The organism is Pseudomonas sp. WS 5532, from assembly GCF_012985445.1.
In the GTDB taxonomy this organism is placed as follows: domain Bacteria; phylum Pseudomonadota; class Gammaproteobacteria; order Pseudomonadales; family Pseudomonadaceae; genus Aquipseudomonas; species Aquipseudomonas edaphica.
The window spans coordinates 255,989-277,508 of the sequence record NZ_JAAQWK010000007.1 but is presented as its reverse complement, the minus strand read 5'-3'; the positions used below and the strand labels follow the sequence as shown (position 1 = coordinate 277,508).

Annotated in this window: 20 protein-coding genes, 1 tRNA gene and 1 pseudogene; 18 read left to right on the top strand and 4 right to left on the bottom strand. The window is 60.7% G+C overall.

Going from position 1 to position 21,520, the window contains the following annotated elements; genetic code table 11:
• Positions 1–63 precede the first annotated feature (63 nt).
• The 9 genes from HBO23_RS14925 (at position 64) to HBO23_RS14885 (ending at position 11,650) form a co-directional block, all read left to right on the top strand.
• The gene (locus HBO23_RS14925) at positions 64–855 is read left to right on the top strand and encodes an enoyl-CoA hydratase-related protein (protein WP_017139008.1); all 792 of its coding nucleotides are present in this window, start codon (positions 64–66) and stop codon (positions 853–855) included.
• A 31-nt stretch (positions 856–886) separates the two neighbouring features.
• Positions 887–2,047, top strand: coding sequence for an acyl-CoA dehydrogenase family protein (locus HBO23_RS14920; protein WP_170038733.1), 1,161 nt, complete (start codon positions 887–889; stop codon positions 2,045–2,047).
• An 18-nt stretch (positions 2,048–2,065) separates the two neighbouring features.
• Positions 2,066–4,174, top strand: a complete 2,109-nt coding sequence (locus HBO23_RS14915) for an acetate--CoA ligase family protein (RefSeq protein WP_170038731.1) — start codon at positions 2,066–2,068, stop codon at positions 4,172–4,174.
• Positions 4,164–5,771, top strand: a complete 1,608-nt coding sequence (locus HBO23_RS14910; RefSeq protein ID WP_099547678.1) for a 5-guanidino-2-oxopentanoate decarboxylase — start codon at positions 4,164–4,166, stop codon at positions 5,769–5,771. The genes HBO23_RS14915 and HBO23_RS14910 overlap by 11 nt, the downstream gene beginning before the upstream one ends.
• Positions 5,772–5,790: 19 nt before the next feature.
• Positions 5,791–7,377, top strand: coding sequence for an ABC transporter substrate-binding protein (locus HBO23_RS14905; RefSeq protein ID WP_170038729.1), 1,587 nt, complete (start codon positions 5,791–5,793; stop codon positions 7,375–7,377).
• A 149-nt stretch (positions 7,378–7,526) separates the two neighbouring features.
• The gene (locus HBO23_RS14900; protein ID WP_170038727.1) at positions 7,527–8,486 is read left to right on the top strand and encodes an ABC transporter permease; all 960 of its coding nucleotides are present in this window, start codon (positions 7,527–7,529) and stop codon (positions 8,484–8,486) included.
• A gap of 3 nt (positions 8,487–8,489) precedes the next feature.
• A complete protein-coding gene (locus HBO23_RS14895) occupies positions 8,490–9,317 on the top strand; it encodes an ABC transporter permease (protein WP_170038725.1) in 828 nt (275 codons plus the stop codon).
• Positions 9,318–9,319: 2 nt separating this feature from the next.
• A complete protein-coding gene (locus HBO23_RS14890; protein WP_170038723.1) occupies positions 9,320–10,939 on the top strand; it encodes an ABC transporter ATP-binding protein in 1,620 nt (539 codons plus the stop codon).
• Positions 10,940–10,948: 9 nt separating this feature from the next.
• Entirely contained in the window at positions 10,949–11,650 is a 702-nt protein-coding gene (locus tag HBO23_RS14885; protein WP_017139016.1) for an NAD(P)H-dependent oxidoreductase, read from the top strand.
• Between the two features lie 120 nt (positions 11,651–11,770).
• Here HBO23_RS14885 and HBO23_RS14880 read toward each other — a convergent pair whose 3' ends face one another.
• Complete coding sequence (locus HBO23_RS14880; RefSeq protein ID WP_170038721.1) at positions 11,771–12,850, bottom strand: 3-deoxy-7-phosphoheptulonate synthase; 1,080 nt, start codon at positions 12,848–12,850, stop codon at positions 11,771–11,773.
• 620 nt (positions 12,851–13,470) lie between these two features.
• Between HBO23_RS14880 and HBO23_RS14875 the strand changes: the two genes are divergently transcribed.
• Positions 13,471–14,220 carry a carbon-nitrogen hydrolase family protein gene (locus HBO23_RS14875; RefSeq protein ID WP_138454040.1) on the top strand — a complete coding sequence of 250 codons (750 nt, stop codon included), beginning with the start codon at positions 13,471–13,473 and terminating at the stop codon, positions 14,218–14,220.
• 1 nt (position 14,221) lies between these two features.
• Positions 14,222–14,668 carry a GNAT family N-acetyltransferase gene (locus tag HBO23_RS14870; protein WP_099547684.1) on the top strand — a complete coding sequence of 149 codons (447 nt, stop codon included), beginning with the start codon at positions 14,222–14,224 and terminating at the stop codon, positions 14,666–14,668.
• Positions 14,669–14,703: 35 nt separating this feature from the next.
• On the opposite strand, the gene HBO23_RS14865 is transcribed toward HBO23_RS14870, so the two are convergent.
• Positions 14,704–14,943, bottom strand: coding sequence for a DNA-binding protein (locus tag HBO23_RS14865; RefSeq protein WP_017139021.1), 240 nt, complete (start codon positions 14,941–14,943; stop codon positions 14,704–14,706).
• A gap of 81 nt (positions 14,944–15,024) precedes the next feature.
• Here HBO23_RS14865 and HBO23_RS14860 point away from each other — a divergent pair, with 81 nt between their 5' ends.
• The 6 genes and pseudogenes from HBO23_RS14860 to HBO23_RS14835 all read left to right on the top strand — a co-directional run.
• Complete coding sequence (locus HBO23_RS14860; protein ID WP_099547685.1) at positions 15,025–15,390, top strand: helix-turn-helix transcriptional regulator; 366 nt, start codon at positions 15,025–15,027, stop codon at positions 15,388–15,390.
• Positions 15,391–15,541: 151 nt separating this feature from the next.
• Positions 15,542–16,183 carry a UvrY/SirA/GacA family response regulator transcription factor gene (gene uvrY, locus HBO23_RS14855; protein WP_003190387.1) on the top strand — a complete coding sequence of 214 codons (642 nt, stop codon included), beginning with the start codon at positions 15,542–15,544 and terminating at the stop codon, positions 16,181–16,183.
• Between the two features lies 1 nt (position 16,184).
• Positions 16,185–18,008, top strand: a complete 1,824-nt coding sequence (gene uvrC / locus HBO23_RS14850) for an excinuclease ABC subunit UvrC (protein WP_099547686.1) — start codon at positions 16,185–16,187, stop codon at positions 18,006–18,008.
• Between the two features lie 32 nt (positions 18,009–18,040).
• A complete protein-coding gene (gene pgsA, locus HBO23_RS14845) occupies positions 18,041–18,601 on the top strand; it encodes a CDP-diacylglycerol--glycerol-3-phosphate 3-phosphatidyltransferase (protein WP_099547687.1) in 561 nt (186 codons plus the stop codon).
• 63 nt (positions 18,602–18,664) lie between these two features.
• Positions 18,665–18,740, top strand: a tRNA-Gly gene (locus HBO23_RS14840).
• Positions 18,741–18,965: 225 nt separating this feature from the next.
• A pseudogene (locus HBO23_RS14835) lies at positions 18,966–19,211 on the top strand (Arm DNA-binding domain-containing protein); the annotation flags it as partial.
• A gap of 200 nt (positions 19,212–19,411) precedes the next feature.
• Here HBO23_RS14835 and HBO23_RS14830 read toward each other — a convergent pair.
• Together HBO23_RS14830 and HBO23_RS14825 are read right to left on the bottom strand one after the other, a co-directional pair.
• Positions 19,412–19,816, bottom strand: a complete 405-nt coding sequence (locus tag HBO23_RS14830) for a type II toxin-antitoxin system RelE/ParE family toxin (RefSeq protein ID WP_170038719.1) — start codon at positions 19,814–19,816, stop codon at positions 19,412–19,414.
• Positions 19,817–19,818: 2 nt separating this feature from the next.
• Entirely contained in the window at positions 19,819–20,109 is a 291-nt protein-coding gene (locus HBO23_RS14825; protein WP_170038717.1) for a type II toxin-antitoxin system ParD family antitoxin, read from the bottom strand.
• Positions 20,110–20,402: 293 nt separating this feature from the next.
• On the opposite strand from HBO23_RS14825, the gene HBO23_RS14820 reads away from it, so the two are divergent.
• Positions 20,403–21,386 (top strand): 5'-nucleotidase, encoded by a 984-nt coding sequence (locus HBO23_RS14820; protein WP_170038775.1) that lies wholly within the window; start codon positions 20,403–20,405, stop codon positions 21,384–21,386.
• Positions 21,387–21,520: the final 134 nt, after the last annotated feature.

Genomic DNA, 21,520 nt, shown 5'->3' with positions numbered 1-21,520 from the left:
ACACTCGTTTAGTATCTCGCCATGTCGCACCCCTCACGCCAACTAAAATAATTCGAGGAAGCCATGACTACCGATTCGCCCGTGCTCACTCAGGTGCAAGCTGGCGTTGCCTGGATCACGCTCAACCGTGGCCCGCAGCGCAATGCACTCGACATCCCGACCCTCAACTACCTGCATGCGGTGCTCGACGCGTTCAACACCGACCCCAGCGTGCGGGTGGTGGTGCTCACCGGCAGCGGCCGTAGTTTCTGCGCCGGTGCCGACCTGGCTGAGTGGGCCGACGCCGAGTCCCGTGGCTCCCTGGAAACCTACGGCTGGACCGAAACCGCTCACGCCCTGATGACCCGTCTGCATACCCTCGACAAACCTACGATTGCTGCGATCAACGGCACCGCCGTCGGCGCGGGCATGGACCTGACCCTGTGCTGCGACCTGCGCATCGCCGCCCAGTCGGCGCGGTTCAAGGCCGGCTACACCAGCATGGCGTATTCGCCGGACGCTGGCGCCAGTTGGCACTTGCCGCGCTTGATCGGCAGCGAGCAGGCCAAGCGCCTGCTGTTCCTCGATGAGCTGTGGAGCGCCGAGCGTGCACTGGCCGCCGGGCTGGTGGGCGAAGTGGTCGCCGATGAGCAGTTGCATGCCCACGCAAGCGAGCTGGCCACGCGCCTGGCCAACGGCCCCACCTTCGCCTTCGCCCAGACCAAAACCCTGATCCGCGAAGGCGCCGGGCGCAGCCTGCCTGAACAGCTTGAGGCCGAACTGGCCGCCGGGCTGCTGTGCGGGCGCAGCGACGACGGCGCCGAAGCGCTGCGTGCCTCGATGGAAAAACGCCTGCCGGTTTTCTCCGGTCGCTAAGCCCACACAGGAAGCCCACATAGGTAGCGCCATGAATTTCCAACTCAGCCAAGAACAAGACATGTTGGTGGACGCGGTACGCAGCTTTGTTGCCAAGGAATTGTTGCCCCATGAGGACGCGGTGGACCGTGCCGACGCGGTTTCGCCCGAGCTGGCCGCGCAGATTCGCGACAAGGCTGTCGCTGCCGGCTTCTATGCTTTCAACATGCCCGAAGAGGTGGGCGGTGGTGGCCTGGATTACCTGTCCCAGGCGTTGATCGAACGCGAGTTGTCCAAAGTCTCGTGGGCGCTGCATGTGTTTGTCGCGCGCCCGTCCAAGATTCTCATGGCTTGCACTGGCGCGCAGGTCGAGGACTACCTGTTGCCGTGCGTGCAAGGCAAGAAAGTTGACTGTTTCGCGCTGACCGAACCCGGCGCCGGCTCCGACGCCAATGCGATCAAGACCCGCGCCGTGCGCAGCGGCGAAGACTTCGTGATCAACGGCAGCAAGCACTTCATCAGCCACGCCGGCCATGCCGATTTTGCCATCGTGTTTGCCGTCACCGACACGTACGAACACAACGGCCGCCAGCGCAATGCGGTGACGTCATTCCTGGTCGATCGCGATACGCCCGGCATGACCATCCGCCGTGGCCCCAAGTGCGTGAGTAACCGCGGTTATCACACCTATGAAATGTTCTTCGACGACTGCCGTGTGCCTGCCTCCAAAGTGCTGGGCGAAGTCGGCAAGGGTTGGGACGTGGCCAACGCCTGGCTCACCGCCGGCCGGGTGATGGTCGCTGCCAACTGCGTCGGCCAGGCCCAGCGTGCGTTGGAGGTGTCGCTGCAATGGGCGGCGGACCGCAAGCAGTTCGGCCAGCCCATCGGCACCTACCAGGGCGTGAGTTTCAAGCTGGCCGACATGGCCACGCAGATTCGCGCCGCCGAGCTTCTGACCCTGCACACCGCCTGGAAGATGGACCAGGGCAGCATGACCGATGGCGAGGCCGGCATGGCCAAGCTGTTTGCCAGTGAAACCCTGGGCAAGGTAGCCGATGAAGCCGTGCAGATCTTTGGCGGTATGGGCTTGATGGATGAAGGGCCGGTGGAGCGCATCTGGCGTAATGCGCGGATCGAACGGATCTGGGAAGGCACGTCGGAAATCCAGCGGCACATTATTGCCCGTGAACTGTTGCGGCCGTTGTTGCGCTGATCGGCGCGGAGAACGCTTATGTCCCAGGCTATTCGCGACAACCTCAAGCGCCTGCTGGCGCCCCGGCACCTGGCTTTTGTCGGCGGGCGCAGCATGGCCCGCGCCCTCAAGCGCTGCGCCGACGGCGGTTTTACCGGGCCGATGTGGCTGGTCAACCCGCAGCATGACAGCCTCGACGGCATCCCGTGTGTACGTCGGGTTGCCGATTTGCCTTACGGCCCGGATGCGGTGTTTATCGCGACTAACCGGGAGCTGACCTTGGCTTGTGTAGCCGAACTCGCCGCCCTCGGCACTGGCGGCGCCATTTGCTATGCCTCCGGGTTTGCCGAGACCGGTGCCATTGGTGCGGCCTTGCAACACCAGCTTATTTCAGCGGCGGGCGACATGGCCTTGCTCGGCCCCAACTGCTACGGCTTGTTGGACTATTTGCACAGCGCCGCGCTGTGGCCGGTGGCCCACGGCGGCAAGGCGGTAGAGAAGGGCGTGGCGGTGCTCACCCAGAGCGGCAACTTTGCCTACAACCTGTCGATGAGCGACCGCTCGCTGCCCATTGCTTATATGGCGTCGGTGGGCAACCAGGCGCAGTTGGGGGTTGCCGAGTTGATGGACGTGCTGCTCGATGAGCCGCGCGTGACCGCCATCGGCCTGCACCTGGAAGGCTTGAAGAATGTGCCGGGGTTTGCCCGCGCGGCGCACAAGGCGCTGGAAAAAGGCATCCCGATTATCGCGCTGAAAACCGGCGTGTCGCAGATCGGCGCCGAGTTGGCCCTGAGTCACACCAGTTCGCTGTCTGGTTCCGATGCGCTGTACGACAGCCTGTTTGCGCGCCTTGGCGTGATCCGCGTGAGTGGGCCGGTGAGTTTTGTCGAAACCTTGAAAGCGGCGGCCTGCGGCAATCTACCTGGCGGCAATTGCCTGATCGCACTGGCCTGTTCCGGTGGCGACGCGGGGCTGATTGCCGACTACGCCGAGCGCAACCAGCTGGCCTTGCCGAAGCTCGACGCAGGCCAGCGCGCCGAACTGGCGCAGGTGCTGCCCAGCTATGCCAACCTGGTCAACCCATTGGACTTCACCACCGCCATCTGGGGCGACCGCGAGGCGCTCGAACGCATGCTCGAAACGGCCCTGCGCACCGATGCCGATGCGGCGATGCTGGTGCTGGATTACCCGGCCGAATTCACCGGCGAGCGCAAGGAGTGCGACCTGTTGCTGGCGCTGTTTTGCGCTGCGCTCAGTCGTCATGGCAAAACCGGATTCGTCACCTCGGCCTTTCCCGAATTACTGCCGGCCCATGCCCGCGAACGCCTGCATGCCCACGGCATTGCCGCGCTGCAAGGGGTGGAAGATGCACTGGCTGCCTGGGGGCGGATTGCCGACTATCAAAACCATCGCCGTGTGTTGTTGGAACGCGGCGAGTCGATCCTTGCACCGCTGTGCCCTCAGCCTCTTGCGGGCCAAGGCCTGGCGCTGGATGAATGGGCGTCCAAACAAGCCTTGCGCGCCTTTGGCTTGAGCACGCCAGCGGCGGTGCTGAGCACGCCAGGGCGCGCCATCGCAGACGCCAAACTCTTGGGCTATCCGTTGGTGCTCAAGGCCGTCAGCACCGACCTGCCGCACAAAACCGAAGCCGGTGCAGTGGCGCTCAACCTGAAAGACGGTGTCGCACTGACCGCCGCGCTGGAGCAGATGCGCGAGCAAATCGGCGCTTATGCGCCGGGCATTGTCTTTGATCAATTGCTGTTGGAAAGCATGGCTACAAAGCCCTTGGCCGAGTTGATCGTGGGCATCAAGCGGGAAAATGACTTTGGCCTGGCCCTGGTGATTGGCGCTGGCGGGATCCTCGTGGAATTGCTCAAAGACAGCCGCAGCCTGCTGCTGCCGACCACCGATGAGGCGATTCGCAACGCCGTGCTCAGCCTGCGCAGCGCGGCCTTGCTGCAAGGTTTTCGCGGGCGTGAAGTGGCGGATATGGATGCGTTGGTGGCGGCCATTCGCGCGGTGGCCGACTACGCCTGCGCCAACGCCGGGCAGTTGCTGGAACTGGATGTGAACCCATTGTTGGTCAATGCCCACGGCACGCTGGCGGTGGATGCGTTGATTCGCCTAGGAGATGAACATGCAAGATAAGACCCTGACCGGCGGCCAGGCCCTGGTGCGGTTGCTGGCTAATTATGGCGTCGACACCGTGTTCGGCATTCCCGGCGTGCACACCCTGGAACTGTATCGAGGTTTGCCCGGCAGCGGCATTCGCCACGTGCTGACACGCCACGAGCAGGGCGCCGGTTTTATGGCCGACGGCTATGCGCGGGTCAGCGGCAAACCGGGCGTGTGCTTTGTGATCACCGGGCCTGGCGTGACCAACGCCGCCACCGCCATCGGCCAGGCCTACGCCGACTCGATTCCGATGTTGGTGATCTCCAGCGTCAACCACACCGCCAGCCTCGGCAAAGGCTGGGGCAGCCTGCACGAAACCCAGGACCAGCGCGCCATCACCGCGCCGATCACCGCGTTTTCGGCGCTGGCCTTGAGTGCCGAGGATTTGCCCGAATTGATCGCCCGCGCCTATGCGGTGTTCGACAGCGAGCGGCCACGGCCGGTGCATATTTCGGTGCCGCTGGATGTGCTGGCAGCGCCGATCAAACGCGACTGGAGCCATGAAGTCGTGCGGCGCCCGGGACGCGGCATGCCATCGGCCGAGGCGCTGGAGCTGGCCGTAGCCAAGCTCGCGGCGGCCAAGCAACCCATGATCATTGCCGGTGGCGGCGCGCTGGCGGCGGGTGATGCGTTGCAGCGCTTGAGCACGTTGTTGGCGGCGCCGTTTTTCAGCAGTGTGGCCGGCAAGGGTTTACTGCCGGTCAATGACCCGCTGAATGCCGGTGCCACCCTGTGCGTGGAACCCGGCTGGCAACTGATCAGTCAGGCGGATGTGGTGCTGGCCGTCGGCACGGAAATGGCCGACACCGATTACTGGCGCGAGCGCTTGCCCATCACCGGCGAACTGCTGCGCATCGATATCGACCCGCGCAAGTTCAACGATTTCTACCCTTGCGCCGTGGCGCTCAAAGGCGATGCCCAACAGACCTTGCTGGCCTTGCTCGAACGTCTGCCGCCTGCGCCGCGTAACGCCGATGCGGCAAGCCAACAGGTCGCGACATTGCTTGAGGCGGTCGAGCTGGGGCACGGCCCTTTGCAGGCCATTCACCAAGGCATTCTTGAGCGTATCGAGGCCGAGCTGCCCGCCAACGCATTTATCAGCAGCGACATGACCCAGTTGGCCTACACCGGCAACTACGCCTACCGCAGCCGCGCCCCGCGCAGTTGGCTGCACCCTACCGGCTACGGCACCTTGGGCTATGGCTTGCCTGCCGGCATTGGCGCCAAGTTCGGCGCGCCGCTGCGTCCGGGCCTGGTGTTGGTGGGCGATGGTGGCTTCCTCTACACCGCCCAGGAACTGGCGACCGCGGTCGAGGAACTGCACAGCCCGTTGGTGGTGCTGCTGTGGAACAACGACGCCCTCGGCCAGATCCGCGACGACATGCTCAGCCTGGACATCGAGCCCATCGGCGTGCTGCCACGCAACCCGGACTTTGCGCTGTTCGCCCAGGCGTTCGGCTGCACCGTGAACCAACCCAAAAACCTGGATGAGTTGCAGACGGACTTGCGCAACGGTTTCAAACGCAATGGCGTGACCTTGATCGAGCTCAAACATGCCTGTGCCTGTTGACCTTTAGAGGAGCAAGACCATGAGCGAAAACAACAACAAAATGACTCAAGCGATGCACCGAAGGGACTTTCTCAAACACAGCGCCGTGGCGGGTGCGGTGGCGGCAGCGTTTTCCATGGGCCTGCCGTTGCACGCGTTTGCCGAAGAGGCGACACCCAAAGCCGGCGGCGTGCTGCGCCTGGGCCTGGCCGGCGGCAGCACCACCGATTCGCGCGACCCCGGCTCCTGGGTCGACACTTTTACGTTTGTCGGCTTCTCGGCGGTGTACAACACACTGACTGAAATCGCCGTCGACGGCAGCGCGATCCCCGAGCTGGCCGAGCGTTTTGAATCCACCCCGGATGCGCGGGTGTGGACCTTTCACTTGCGTCAGGGCGTGACCTTCCACAACGGCAAAAGCCTCAGCGCCGACGATGTGGTGGCGTCGATCAATCACCACCTGAGCAAAGACTCCACGTCGGCGGCCAAAACCGTACTGGGCGACGTCGCCAGTGTCAGCGCCAAGGGCAATGATACGGTGGTATTCGAGCTGCATTCCGGCAATGCCGACTTTGCTTATGTAGTTGCCGATTACCATTTGGTGATCATGCCCGCCAAAGACGGCGCCGCCGATTGGCAGGCCGGTGTGGGCACCAGCGGTTACCGCTTGAAAAGCTTTGAACCCGGCGTGCGCATGGACTTGGAACGCAACCCCGATTACTGGAAGCCCGGCCGCGCGCACTTCGCCAGCGCCGAACTACTGGCCATCGCCGACGGCGCGGCGCGGGTCAATGCACTGGTCACCGGGCAAGTGGATGTGATCAACAAGGTCGACCTCAAAACCGTGGCCTTGCTCAAGCGCAATCCAAATCTTGTGATCGAGGAAACCAAGGGCGCCCAGCACTACACCTTCCCGATGCTGTGCGACAGCAACGAGTTCAAGAACAACGACATCCGCCTGGCGATGAAGCACGCGATCAACCGCGAAACCTTGCTGGCTTCGGTATTGCACGGCTACGGCCTGGTGGGCAATGACCATCCGATCCAGCCCGGCAGCCGCTTTATCAACGCCGCGCTGGAGCAGCGCACTTACGACCCGGACAAGTCACGCTTTTACCTGCGCAAAGCCGGTGTGGACTCGCTCAAGGTACGGCTGCAAGCCTCCGACGCCGCCTACACCGGCGCGGTGGACGCCTCGGTGCTGTTCAAGGAGCAGGCGCGCCAGGCCGGTATCGACATTGACGTGGTGCGCGAACCCGCTGACGGGTTCTTCTCCAATGTGTGGATGAAACAGCCATTCACCACCTCGTTCTGGTACAGCAGCCTGACCGCCGACCGCATGTTCAGTATCGGCTATGCCAAAGGTGCAGCCTGGAACGAAACCCACTGGGACAACCCACGCTTCAACCAACTGCTCACCGCCGCCCGTGGCGAGATGAACGCGCCGCTGCGCCAAGAGATGTACAACGAAATGCAGGCCCTGTGCCGCGATGACGGCGGCGCGATTGTGCCGCTGTTCGCCAGCTCCGTGGCAGCGCGTTCGAACCGCGTGAGTCATGGGCCGCTGACGGCGCCCTACGGCGAACTGGATGGGCTGCGGTTGATTGAGCGGTGGTGGCAGGCATAGAAACCCTCCAAACAATGAAGACTCAATGTGGGAGCTGGCTTGCCTGCGATGGCGGTGTGTCAGGCTAAAAATCTATCGCTGATGTACCGCTATCGCAGGCAAGCCAGCTCCCACACTGGATTTGTGGTGGCTTAGGAGTCAACACACACATGAATAGTCTGTTGAAACTGGTCCTCCAGAGATTGGCCCTCGGCCTACTGTCGTTGTTCGCCGTCTCGGTGATCATCTTCCTCGCCGTCGGCCTGCTGCCCGGCGATATCGCCCAGGCCATGCTCGGCCAGTCGGCCACGCCGGAAACCATCGCCGCGTTCCGCGCGCAGTTGGGCCTGGATCTGCCGCCGCTGACGCGCTTTGCGCACTGGCTGTTGCGGCTGTTACAGGGTGATCTGGGTGCGTCGCTGGCCAACCAGCGGCCCATCGCCGAGTTGATCGGTGCGCGGCTGGGTAACACCTTGAAGCTGGCCGCCCTGGCGGCATTGGTGTCGGTGCCTACCGCGCTGGTACTGGGCATGCTTGCGGCGCTGTACCGCAACAGCTGGTTCGATCGCCTGCTCAACACCACGGCGTTGAGCGCAGTGTCGTTCCCGGAGTTCTTTGTCGCGTACCTGCTGATCCTGGTGTTCTCGGTGAAGCTGGGCTGGTTTCCCAGCCTGTCCAACCTGGCGCCGGATGCCACGTTCGGCATGTTCCTGGAGCGCTCGGTGCTGCCGGTTGCCACCCTGAGTCTGGTGGTGATCGCGCAGATGATGCGCATGACCCGCGCCTCCTTGATCAACCTGTTGGCCAGCCCGTATATCGAGATGGCCCGGCTCAAGGGCATCAGCCAATCGCGGATTATCTGGAAGCACGCGTTGCCCAATGCACTGGCGCCGATCGTCAACGTGGTGGCGCTGAACCTGGCGTACCTGGTGGTGGGTGTGGTGGTGGTCGAGGTGGTATTTGTCTATCCAGGTCTCGGCCAGTTGCTGGTGGACTCGGTGTCCAAGCGTGACATCCCGGTGGTGCAGGCGTGCAGCCTGATTTTTGCCGCCACTTACATCCTGCTCAATACCGGGGCGGATGTGCTGTCCATCGCCAGCAACCCACGCCTGATGCATCCCAAGGGGTAAGCCATGAGCCTGTTGAGCCAAGTGGCCCGCGCGCCGTTGAGCGCCAAGTTCGGCCTGCTGATTATTCTGTTATACGTCGCGCTGGCGCTGTTGGCGCCGCTGCTGGCGCCCTATGGCGAAACCCAGGTGGTGGGTGAAGGCTTCGCGCCGTGGAGCGGCCAGTTTTTGCTGGGCACCGATAACCTGGGGCGCGACATGTTCAGCCGCCTGATGTACGGCGCGCGCAATACCTTGGGCATTGCCTTCCTGACGACGACGCTGGCGTTTCTGCTCGGTGGTTTGAGCGGTTTGGTCGCGGCGATCAAGGGCGGTTGGGTCGACCAGGGGTTGTCGCGGGTGGTGGATATCCTCATGGCGATCCCGCAGCTGATTTTTGCCTTGTTGATTCTCAGCGTGGTCGGCACCAATGCCACCTCGCTGGTGCTGGTGATTGCGCTGCTGGATTCGACGCGGGTGTTTCGCTTGTCCCGCGCGGTGGCGATGACGGTGGTGGTGCAGGATTTTGTCGAAGCCGCGCGCCTGCGCGGTGAAGGCTTGTGGTGGCTGGTCACCCGCGAAGTACTGCCCAACGCCGCGGCGCCGCTGATCGCCGAGTTCGGCCTGCGCTTTTGCTTTGTGTTCCTGTTTATCAGCGCGCTGTCGTTCCTCGGCCTGGGCATCCAACCGCCCACCGCCGACTGGGGCAGCATGGTGCGCGACAACGCGGTGTTGATTACCTTCGGCGATATCAGCCCATTGTTGCCCGCGTTGGCGGTGGCGTTGATCACCGTCAGTGTGAATTTTGTCGTCGACTGGATGCTGCACAAATCCAGCGGCCTGAAGGAGGGTTGAGGATGGACAGGCCATTGCTGGAAATCCACAACCTGCAGGTCGAAGGGCATTACGAGGATGCCTGGCACCCGTTGATCAAGGGCATTGACCTGACCTTGCAGCGCGGTGAAGTGTTGGGGCTGATCGGTGAGTCCGGGGCGGGTAAATCCACCCTCGGGCTGGCAGCGATGGGCTATGCGCGCGACGGTTGCCGCATCATCAGCGGCTCGGTGTGTTTTGATGGCATTGAGTTGCTGCAGGCCAAGCCCGAAGCCTTGCGCAAGCTGCGCGGCTTGCGCATCGCGTATGTGGCGCAGAGCGCGGCGGCGTCCTTCAACCCGGCGCATCGTCTGATCGACCAGCATGTGGAAACGGCAGTGATCAACGGCGGCATCAGCCGCGCCCAGGCCGAGCGCGAGGCGGTGGAGCTGTACCGCGTACTGCGTTTGCCCAACCCCGAGACCATTGGCCAACGCTACCCGCATCAAGTCTCGGGCGGGCAGTTGCAGCGGGTGATGACGGCCATGGCCATGGCCTGCCATCCGGACCTGATTATCTTCGACGAACCCACCACCGCCCTCGACGTCACCACCCAGATCGAAGTGCTGGCGGCGATCCGTGACGCGGTGAAAACCTTCGGCAGCGCCGCCTTGTACATCAGCCACGATCTAGCCGTGGTCGCGCAGATGGCCGACCGCATCATGGTGCTGCGCCACGGCAAGTTGGTGGAGGAGGCGGACACTCGCAGCATGCTCAGCCAGCCGCAGCAGGACTACACCAAATCGCTGTGGGCAGTGCGCAGCTTTCGCACCGAGCCCAAGGCATGCCCGGTGGCGCAGGTGCCGTTGCTGGAAGTGCGTCAGGCCTGCGCCAGCTATGGGCAGCAGCCGGTACTGCATGAGGTGTCGATGCAGCTGTATCGCGGCCAGACCCTGGCGGTGATCGGCGAGTCCGGCAGTGGCAAAAGCTCCACCGCGCGCTTGATTACCGGGCTGCTGCCGGCCACGGCAGGGCAGGTGCTGTATGACGGCGAGGCGCTGCCGGTGGATTTTCGGCGGCGCAGCAAGGAGCAATTGCGGCGCATCCAGATGATCTACCAGATTCCCGACACGGCGCTGAACCCGCGTCAGCGCATCGTCGACATCATCGGCCGGCCACTCACGTTTTACCTGGGCCTCAAAGGCAAGGCGATGCGCGCGCGGGTCGCCGAGTTGCTGGAGATGATTGAACTGGACCCGGCGGTGTTCATGGAGCGCCAGCCCCGTGAATTATCGGGCGGGCAAAAACAACGTATCTGTATCGCCCGCGCGCTGGCGGCCGACCCGCAACTGATCATCTGCGATGAAGTCACCTCGGCGCTTGATCAACTGGTGGCCGAGGGCGTGCTGAAACTGCTCAACCGCCTGCAGCAACAACTGGGCGTGGCCTACCTGTTTATCACCCACGACGTGGCCACCGTGCGGGCGATTGCCGACGAGGTGCTGGTGATGCAGCGGGGCAGGGTAGTGGACCAAGGCAGCCGCAATGCGATTTTTACTCCGCCGTACCAGGCTTACACCGGCCTGTTGTTTTCATCGGAGCCGGAAATGGACCCGGACTGGCTCGACCATTTGCTGGCCCAACGGGCGGCGCCCACTGTTTGAGGAATGCACATGAAGGTGTTGATTGTTCACGCTCACCCTGAGCCTCAGTCGTTTACCGCGGCGTTGCGCGACCAGGCGCTGGCTACGTTACAAGGCCAGGGCCATGAAGTGCAGGTGAGTGACTTGTATGCTATGCAATGGAACCCTGTGGCGTCTGCCGCTGACTTTGCCACGCGGGAGAATCCGGATTATCTGGTGTATGCCCTGGAGCAGCGCCTGGGCGTAAAAAATCAGTCGATCGCGGCGGACATCCAGGGCGAACTGGACAAGCTGCTGTGGGCCGACCTGCTGATCCTCAACTTCCCGATCTTCTGGTTCTCGGCACCGGCCATGCTCAAGGGCTGGATCGACCGGGTGCTGGTGTCCGGCGTGTGTTACGGCGGCAAGCGTTTTTACGATCAGGGCGGGCTGGCAGGCAAGCGCGCGCTGGTCGCCGTGACCTTGGGCGGGCGTGAGCATATGTTTGGTGAGGGCACGATCCACGGGCCGTTGGAGGAGATGCTGCGGCCGATTCTGCGCGGCACCCTGGCGTATGTCGGGTATGACGTGCTGGCGCCATTTGTGGCCTGGCATGTGCCGTATATCAGTGCCGAGGCGCGGCAGGATTTTCTGCTGGGGTATGAACAGCGGCTGCAAGGGCTTGCGGATGAGCAGCCCTTGGTATTTCCGAAGCTGGCGCAGTTTGATGAGGCGCTGTATCCACTGTCCTGAACGCAACGATATTCAAATGTGGGAGCTGGCTTGCCTGCGATAGCATCAACTCGGTGTACCTGACACACCGGGGTGTCTGCATCGCAGGCAAGCCAGCTCCCACATTTTAATCTGCATGGATCAGTTGGCTTTGTGCTGTGCCCGCAACCGCTCAGCCGCACTGCGCAGCAATTGCTCGGTGCCGTTCCAGCCCAGGCAACCATCGGTCACCGACACCCCGTACTTCATCGACGCGCTCAACGGTTGGCAGCCTTCGAACAGGTGGCTTTCGAGCATCATGCCGATCAGCGACGTGTCACCCTGCAGGCGCTGCTCGAGCACGTCATTGAACACCGCCGGTTGACGCAGCGGGTCTTTGCCGCTGTTGGCGTGGCTGCAATCGACCATGATGCGCGCCGCGACCTTGGACTTGGCCAGGTCGTGTTTCACCTGCGCCACGCTTTGCGCATCGTAGTTCGGCCCACGATGACCGCCGCGCAGTACCAGGTGCGTATCGGGGTTGCCGGGTGTCTGGATGATCGCCGGATGGCCTTGGCTGTCCACGCCGAAGTGACGATGCGGGTGGCAGGCTGAGCGCATCGCATCACAGGCAATCGCGACGCCGCCGTCGGTGCCATTCTTGAAGCCGACCGGCATGCCCAGGCCGCTGGCCATTTCGCGGTGGATCTGCGATTCGGTGGTGCGTGCGCCGATGGCGACCCAACTGAGCAGGTCATCGAAGTAGCCGGCGGCCATGGGTTGCAGCAGCTCGGTGGCGACCGGCAAACCCAGGCGCAGCATCTCGCGCATCAGTTCGCGCGACAGGGTCAAGCCTGCGGCCATGTCGTCGCTGCCATCCAGGTGCGGGTCGTAGGCCAGGCCTTTCCAGCCGATGGTGGTGCGCGGTTTTTCGACGTAGGCACGGATCACCAGCAGCATCTGGTCGCTGACTTCCAGCGCGAGCTTCTTGAGGTTGCGCGCGTATTCCATGGCCGACTCGGGGTCGTGGATCGAACACGGGCCGACAATCACCAGCAAACGCGAGTCTTCGCCATTGAGGATGGCGCGCACGGCTTGGCGATGGGCGTGGATCTGTTCGTTGAGGAACGGGCTGAGGGGCAACTGGTGCTTGAGTTCAAGGGAACTGGGCAGGCGCTGGGTCAGGGCTTCATTGGCGCTGGACAGGTTGGCAACAGGCAAGGCGGCAGTGGCAGAGTTCATATTCAAGGCTTCCTGGGCAAGCGGCGGGCTGTTCCCGCACGCTCTGCCCTACTGGGGTGTTCGACAATTGGCCGTATTGGCTACGTGTGTTGGCTTGCCACCAATAGGTGACCGATCGGAGGCGGCAGGCTGTCCCGAACGGAGCTTGCTAAATCGCCATGCAGTCGAAGTGTCGTAACGGTAATAAGTGGCGTAGTTCATGTCGTGAGTCCTTTTAGTGTTCGGTGTGAAGCAAAATTATTGGGGCCTTGAAAAAACAAAACCCCCGGTCGGGGAGCCGACCGGGGGTTAGATTTCTCTGGTAGGCGACCCCTTGAGTAGTGGGCGCCGATTTCAGGTATCAGGCGCGCCAGTGGCTAAACCAATACCCAAAATAAAAGCTGACCAGTGCGCTCAAACCGCTCACACGGGTAGCCGACACCGAGCGCTGGGCGCTGGCAGCAGGGCAAACCTGAGTATGGGTGAGTTGCAACATGGTGTGTCTCCAAATGATGGGGGGAGCTTACTAGAGGCACGCGGGTTGATTCAATCAGTAATTTCTATCGCATGACCTACTTACGGCTATGGGGTAAGTGCCGATATGCTGGTAACACGTTAATAATGATTGCCAGGACGCGACCATGACTGCCTTGACCCTCGCCGCAGCTCAAACCACTTCCATCGCCGGCGACGTGCCGGGCAACATCCAGGGGCACCTGAGGTTCATGCAGGCGGCGGCGGAGCAGGGCGTGCAATTGTTGGTGTTTCCGGAATTGTCGTTGACCGGCTATGAACCCGCTTTGGCCGCCCAACTGGCAATTACGCCCGAGGACGTGCTGCTGGCGCCGCTACGTGAGATGGCGCAAGAGTTGCGAATGACCGCAGTGGTGGGCATGCCGATTCGCTTGGCACCCAGGTCCGATGTGTTTATTGGCGCCCTGGTATTGGGCGCAGATGGCTCGCTGGCGGTCTACACCAAGCAGCATTTGCACCCGGGCGAAGAGGTGGCGTTTGTCGCAGGGCAGGGCGGTGCAGCACTCGAATGGGCGGATGACCGGATTGCGCTGGCGGTCTGTGCGGACTTTTCCCACGCCAGCCATCCGCGTCTGGCAGCAGAGGCTGGCGCTACGGTGTACGCCGCCGGTGTGCTGATCAGCGAAGGCGGGTACGCGACCGACAGCGCGCTGCTTCAGGGGTATGCCGCAGAGCATCGCATGCTGGTACTGATGGCCAACCATGGTGGCCCGTCCGGCGGTTATACCTGTGCGGGGCGCAGCGCTATCTGGAGCGCTGATGGAACCCTGCTTGCCGACGTACCGGGCATTGGCGAGGCCTTGGTGATTGCTCGCCGCAACGGTGAGCAATGGACTGGCCAAGTGGTAGCCTTCTGAAATGGCTTTTCACCTGCGCGCGGCGACGGACCGCGACCTGCCATTCGCACGAACGCTGACCCATGAAGCCATGAACCGCTATTACCTGCAGTACGATTTGTTGTGGTCTGACCATGGCTTTGACGTCGCCTGGGCTTCGCGTGAAAACTGGCTGATTTGCCAGAATGAAACCGTGATGGGGTTTATCAGCGTGAATCGTGACAGCCAGGCACTCTATATTCGCGAATTACACCTGCTCGAGCGCTGCCGCAAACAGGGCGCTGGCAGTTGGGTGTTACAGCAGATGGTGCTTAAGACGTGTGCGCAGGGCTTGGGCCTTTTACGCTTGACCGTGTTCAAGACCAACCCGGCGAGACGCCTGTATCAGCGCCAAGGGTTGAGTATTGTCGGGGAGGAGGACTGCTTTTGGCGCATGGAGCGCGAGTGTCGGGCGGCTGTCGTGGACTAAATCAGGCACGCTGTAGGAATAAGCGCATACTGCGCTCAGGACACACTGCTTGGATTAAGGTGTTGAGCGACGCGTTCATCCACGATAATCCCTTCTTTCATGCCCAGCAGCACCGCTACTTTATGGGCTTCCCCACGCCGTCCCTTTTTACGCCCAGCAAGCACTTGATACGTGGTGGCCGGATCAACGCCATGTTCACGTGCGAACGCTTGAACTGACTTTCCTTGATATTCCAGCCAGGCCTTGGCTTGTGCAGCGGTACGGATTCCGGGCATAGTTCAAAACCGTTCAAGTTTGTGTAATACGAGATGAATGTGTCACCTCTTGGGGTGTGCCAGATAGGATCATACATCCAAATGAGTGGAATCGGTTCGCGTTTGCGGCAAGAAAGAGAGCGACTTGGCTTGTCGCAAAAAGCATTTGGTGAAATTGGAGGGGTTGAGGCCAATGCCCAGGGTAAATATGAAAATGGGGGCCGGGCGCCTAAAGCCGACTACCTGTCACGGGTAGCCGAAAAAGGTGTGGACATCCTGTATGTGTTAACCGGCAACGCCACCCCGATTCAATTGGAAAACCTCAGCCAGATAGAAGAAAAGGTCCTCGGTGATTACCGCGCCATGTTCAAGGAAGACCAGGATGCAATCCGCCGCCTGACGTCTACCCTGGCCGAACATTCGGCTGCGTCGAATGGGAAAAGCAAACCGCAACCCCAGGATTCCTGACCTTTTACCCAGGAAATAGCGCTGCTTGTCATCCGACGGGCCGCCGCATCGCGTTGAAACTCTATATATATGACGCTAGCAGCTAGGTCTGCGCCTTGGTTTTTTGCTAAGGTGTTCAGCAACCTATAAGACCATATCGCGAGGTGTCTGCTTGATTAGGGTGCTAGTAGTCGATGACCATGATCTCGTTCGTACGGGCATTACACGAATGCTGGCTGACATCGATGGCCTGCAAGTAGTCGGCCAGGCTGAATCGGGGGAGGAATCCCTGATCAAGGCTCGGGAGTTGAAACCCGATGTGGTTTTGATGGACGTCAAGATGCCTGGGATTGGCGGTCTTGGTGCCACCACCAAATTGTTGCGCAGCCATCCGGACATCAAGGTCGTGGTGGTCACTGTGTGCGAGGAAGATCCGTTTCCTACGAGGCTTCTGCAAGCTGGGGCAGCCGGTTACCTGACCAAGGGCGCAGGCCTGGCCGAGATGGTGCAAGCCATACGCCTGGTATTTGCCGGCCAGCGCTATATCAGCCCGCAGATTGCCCAGCAGTTGGCGATCAAATCGTTCCAGCCTACCAGCGACTCGCCGTTTGATGCGCTGTCGGAGCGGGAAATCCAGATCGCCTTGATGATCGTCGGCTGCCAGAAAGTACAGACGATCTCCGACAAGCTGTGCCTGTCGCCCAAAACCGTCAACACCTACCGCTATCGTATTTTCGAGAAGCTCGCCATCAGCAGTGATGTTGAGTTGACCCTGCTCGCGGTACGCCACGGCATGGTGGACGCCAGCGCCTGACATGACCACACCGTTTGATCCAAGTGCCTTTCTCTCAACCTGCAGTGGCCGCCCTGGCGTGTACCGCATGTTCGACAGCGAGGCACGCCTGCTTTACGTGGGCAAAGCCAAGAACCTGAAGAACCGCCTGGCGAGCTACTTTCGCAAGACCGGGCTGGCGCCGAAAACCGCCGCGCTGGTGGCGCGTATCGCCCAGGTTGAAACCACCATCACCGCCAATGAAACCGAGGCGCTGCTGCTGGAGCAGACGCTGATCAAGGAGTGGCGGCCGCCCTACAACATCCTGCTGCGTGACGACAAATCCTACCCCTATGTGTATTTGTCCGACGGCAACTTCCCGCGCCTGAGCATTCACCGAGGCGCAAAGAAGGCCAAAGGCAAGTATTTCGGCCCGTACCCGAGCGCCGGTGCGATCCGCGAAAGCCTGAGCCTGCTGCAAAAGACCTTTTTTGTGCGCCAGTGCGAAGACAGCTTCTACAAAAACCGCACGCGGCCGTGCCTGCAATACCAGATCAAACGTTGCAAGGCACCCTGTGTCGGCTTGGTTGAACCTGCTGAATACGCCGAAGACGTGCGCCATTCGGTGATGTTCCTTGAAGGACGCAGTAATGCCCTCACCGATGAACTCTCCGGCGCCATGGAGCAGGCCGCCAGCACCCTGGATTTCGAACGGGCCGCTGAGTTGCGCGACCAGATTTCGCTGTTGCGCCGCGTGCAGGACCAGCAAAGCATGGAGGGTGGCAACGGCGACGTCGATGTGATCGCTGCATTCGTCAACCCGGGCGGCGCCTGTGTGCACCTGATCAGCGTGCGTGGCGGGCGAGTGTTGGGCAGCAAGAACTTCTTCCCGCAGACTGGTATCGACGAGGAAGTGGCCGAAGTCATGGCCGCCTTCCTTGGCCAGTACTACGTCAGTAGCCCCGAGCGCGACTTGCCGTCCGAACTGATCGTCAACGTGGTGCATGAGGACTTCCCCACGCTGATCGAGGCGATCCACGAGCTGCGCGGGCGCGAGCTGGACATCAGCCACCGTGTACGCGGTACCCGCGCGCGCTGGCAGCAACTGGCGGTGACCAACGCCGAACAGGCCCTGGGCGCGCGTCTGGCCAATCGTCAGCACGTTGCCGCACGTTTCGATGCCCTGGCCGAGGTCCTCAACCTCGACGAGCCGCCCCAGCGCCTGGAGTGCTACGACATCAGCCACTCCAGCGGCGAAGCCACCGTGGCTTCCTGCGTGGTATTCGGGCCGGAAGGGCCGATCAAGTCCGATTACCGGCGCTACAACATCGAAGGCGTCACCGCCGGCGATGACTACGCCGCCATGCACCAGGCGCTCACGCGGCGCTTCAGTAAGCTCAAGGACGGCGAGGGCAAGCTCCCCGATATCCTGCTGGTAGACGGCGGCAAGGGCCAGTTGTCCATGGCCCGTGACGTGCTCAACGAACTGGCCGTGCCCGACCTGATCCTGCTCGGCGTGGCCAAGGGCGCCACGCGCAAGGCCGGTTTCGAGACGTTGTACTTGAATGATGCCGCCCATGAGTTCACTTTGAAGGGCGACTCACCCGCATTGCACCTGATCCAACAGATTCGTGACGAAGCCCACCGTTTTGCCATTACCGGCCACCGCGCCCGCCGTGGCAAAACCCGGCGAACCTCAACCCTGGAAGGGGTGGCGGGCGTTGGCCCGACGCGCCGTCGCGACTTGCTTAAACATTTTGGTGGCTTGCAGGAGCTATCCCGTGCCAGCATTGACGAAATAGCCAAAGCCCCCGGTATCAGTAAAAAGCTCGCAGAATTGATTTATGCAAGTCTGCACAGCGAATAGAATGCCTTCTCACCTCGTAGCCAGTTGTGCCGATGAATATCCCTAATCTGATCACCGTTCTACGCGTCCTGCTTATCCCGATTTTCATTTTGTTGTTCTATTTGCCCTACGAATGGAGCTACGCCGCCTCCAGTTCGGTGTTTGCCTTCGCTGCCGCAACCGACTGGCTCGACGGCTACCTGGCGCGCCGCCTGGAGCAGAGCACGCCATTCGGCGCGTTCCTTGACCCTGTGGCCGACAAACTCATGGTCGCCGTCGCCCTGGTCCTGCTGGTGCAGGAACATGGCAACCTGTGGCTGACCCTGCCGGCCGCCGTGATCATCGGCCGCGAGATCGTTGTCTCGGCCCTGCGCGAGTGGATGGCCGAAATCGGCGCCCGCGCCCACGTGGCCGTCTCCAACATGGGCAAATGGAAAACCGCCGCGCAAATGCTTGCGCTGGTGATTTTGCTGGCCAACCCATCGGACTTCTCGATTTGGGTTCTTATCGGTTACGCCTTGCTGCTCATCGCCGCCGGCCTGACCCTGTGGTCCATGCTTCAGTATTTGCGCGCCGCCTGGCCGCATCTGCGTACCACCGTTGAAAAGAAATAAAACTTTTTTGAATCAAGGGGTTGACGGGGGTTCTGGATTCTATAGAATGCACACCACCAAGACGCGGGAATAGCTCAGTTGGTAGAGCACGACCTTGCCAAGGTCGGGGTCGCGAGTTCGAGTCTCGTTTCCCGCTCCAATTATTTTTCTATAGGCTTCCATTGAAGTATGTAGAAACCCAAAAAAGAGGCTTCGGCCTCTTTTTTCGTTCCAGTAAGTTCTTCTCGAAAGTACTCGCAGCCACGATTTTTTAGTACATCGTTTAGTACATTAATTCGTCGCTTGGTAGATCACTTTTTCGTGGGACTGACCCCTCTGGATACCGTACAAATCTCCTCTATTCAACCGAGACGGAGATTGTACGATGGCCCTCACCAATACGGCAGTCCGACACGCCAAACCCCGTGCCAAGGACTACACCCTCCTTGATTACGATGGCCTCGCTCTTTTTGTGAATACAAAAGGCGCCAAGTGCTGGCACTTCCGCTTTTCCTGGGCGGGTAAGCAACCTCGTATTTCTCTCGGTACTTATCCTGAAATTAGCCTGCGAGATGCTCGCGCTCTGCGTGATGTTGCCAGGGCACTGGTCGCCAGTGGCATCGATCCGCGTGTCTATCGGCAGTTGGAGCGTGATGCTAGGCGCCTGGCAAAGAAGCGGTTGTTCGGCATTGAAAAGTGGTGTGCAACGTTGAGCGTCGCGTTTCTGGTCGTGGGGGCTCTGGTCCGTTCGGGCCAGAACCTCCCGCTTCAATTGGCCGTCGAGTTGGCTGACAGCGAGGGCGCTCAGGTTGAGATGTGTAGGCGGACCCCTTACCTTCGCTGCTCATGGCCAGTTAAGCCGTCGGGCCAGGTCGGTGATAAGTCATTAGGCAAGTGCAATTGCACTTCCATGGCGTCATGCAGGAGTCTGACGACCTCGATCACGTCGTCGTTTGCCACGCGATAGAACACGATATGCCGTGGGCTTTTGGCCGTCCTATGGGGCTGTTTGGCCTGCTGGCGTGAATACATGAGGTAATAGCTGCGAAGGCCCGGTGCAAGCTCATCGCGTTCGTGGCTGCCAATGCGATAAGGCGTGTCGGCAATCGCTTGCAGCGCCGCGAGGATCAGCGCCTGGTAGCGCTGGCGTGCTTGATCGCCGAACTGCGTCTGGGAGAGCCTGAGGATGTCGACAAGGTCGGCGCGCGCCGCGTTGGAAATCCGATACTGCGACATGCTCAGTGTTTCTCTCTCGCGGGGATCGTTGCCTCCTGGCTCAATCCCTCAAGGAAATGCTCCAGATCCCCTTCGTTCAACTGAGTGAAGCGCCCGTGCTCAAGGTCCATGATGCCGATCGAGGTCGCCTGACGCAGGGCCTCAATTTTGGCGGTGTCTTCGGCGACGCGCTGTTCCAATAGACGCAAACCTTCTCGCATCACTTCGCTGGCATTCTGATAACGGCCGGACTGAACCAGGTCCTGGATAACCTGTTCCTGGTGAGGGGTGAGCACAACGTTTCGCGTCGCCATAACTAGCTCCAGTTCTATGCAAACAGGTACCTTCGATTGTTGGCATATTATGCCATTTTCGCTTGGAGAATAACTTGGGGCCGACATCCGGCGATCAGGTGATGGCCGACTCGGCGCCAATCAGCAAGGGCCAAAGTGATCCACCTATTAATAAAGCAACCTGCAGATTGATTTGAAGATTGATATGCCTGACTGTGCGTGGGAGGAGGCGCGCGATGTGTGCTTCTCGATCCGCCCTGAAATCGATCGGTGCCCATCAATATTTGCGTTTAGAGGCATCAAGAGAGGTTCCAATGCCCTACGAGTTAGAAAATCGCCTGGTGATCGGCGTGGCTTCCAGCGCTGTGTTTGATCTGCTGGCATCGGACGCAGTGTTTCAGAGTCAGGGTGAAGAGGAATACCGCAAGTTCCAGCAGGAAAATCTCCACGTCCCGCTTCCTAAGGGGATCGCGTTTCCGTTCATCAAGCGTTTACTGTCAGTGAATGACCTGAGCGTCGATCCTACTGATCCGCTTGTCGAGGTAATACTTCTTTCGCGAAATGATCCCGACACTGGGCTGCGCGTTCTGAAGACTATCGAGCACTATGGGCTTGGGATGACAAGGGCGATTTTCATGCAGGGAAAGTCCCCGTACGAATACATACCGGCACTGAATATCGCTTTATTTCTGTCGGGCGACAAAAAAGACGTGGAAGCGGCTATCAAGGCCGGGTACCCGGCAGGCCAAGTGCTCGATTCAAAATTCGAAGACGACGAATCCGATAAAACCCTGCGCATCGCATTCGACTTTGACGGCGTACTCGCCGGCGATGAGTCTGAAACAATCATGCAGGCCTCGGGATTGTCCGAGTTCCATGCGCACGAAGTGAAGAACGTTATGCAACCCCATAACCCTGGGCCGCTGAAGGAGTTCATGGTGCGGATATCCAAGATCCAGTCGGTCGAGGAGCAGCACAAAAAGCTCAATTCTAAATACGAAAACCGCATACGCGTTTCGATCGTCACGGCCCGCAATGCTCCATCTCATGAGCGTGCGATGAATACACTCAAGAGTTGGGGTGTCATGGCCAATGACGCCTTCTTTCTGGGTGGCATCGAGAAAGGGAAAATTTTGGGCGTGTTGAAGCCGCACATTTTCTTCGATGACCAATCAGGGCACCTTAAATCGACTAGCGCGGTTGCTCCATCCGTGCACATTCCTTTCGGCATCACCAACCATGTGGCGACAGAGGTTGCGCTAGAGCTTGAAGCTGATCAGATTCAACCGGTGGTGTAATACGGTGGCTTGCGCGCGTAAGTGCCACAGGAATTCGCATCGGTTCTGTGCTGCAAAAAAGCCTATAGCACGGCCTTTTTGAAGGCCAGGCATGCAGGCTATATGGCATTTTTGGGCTTGGCGTCACTCTCTTG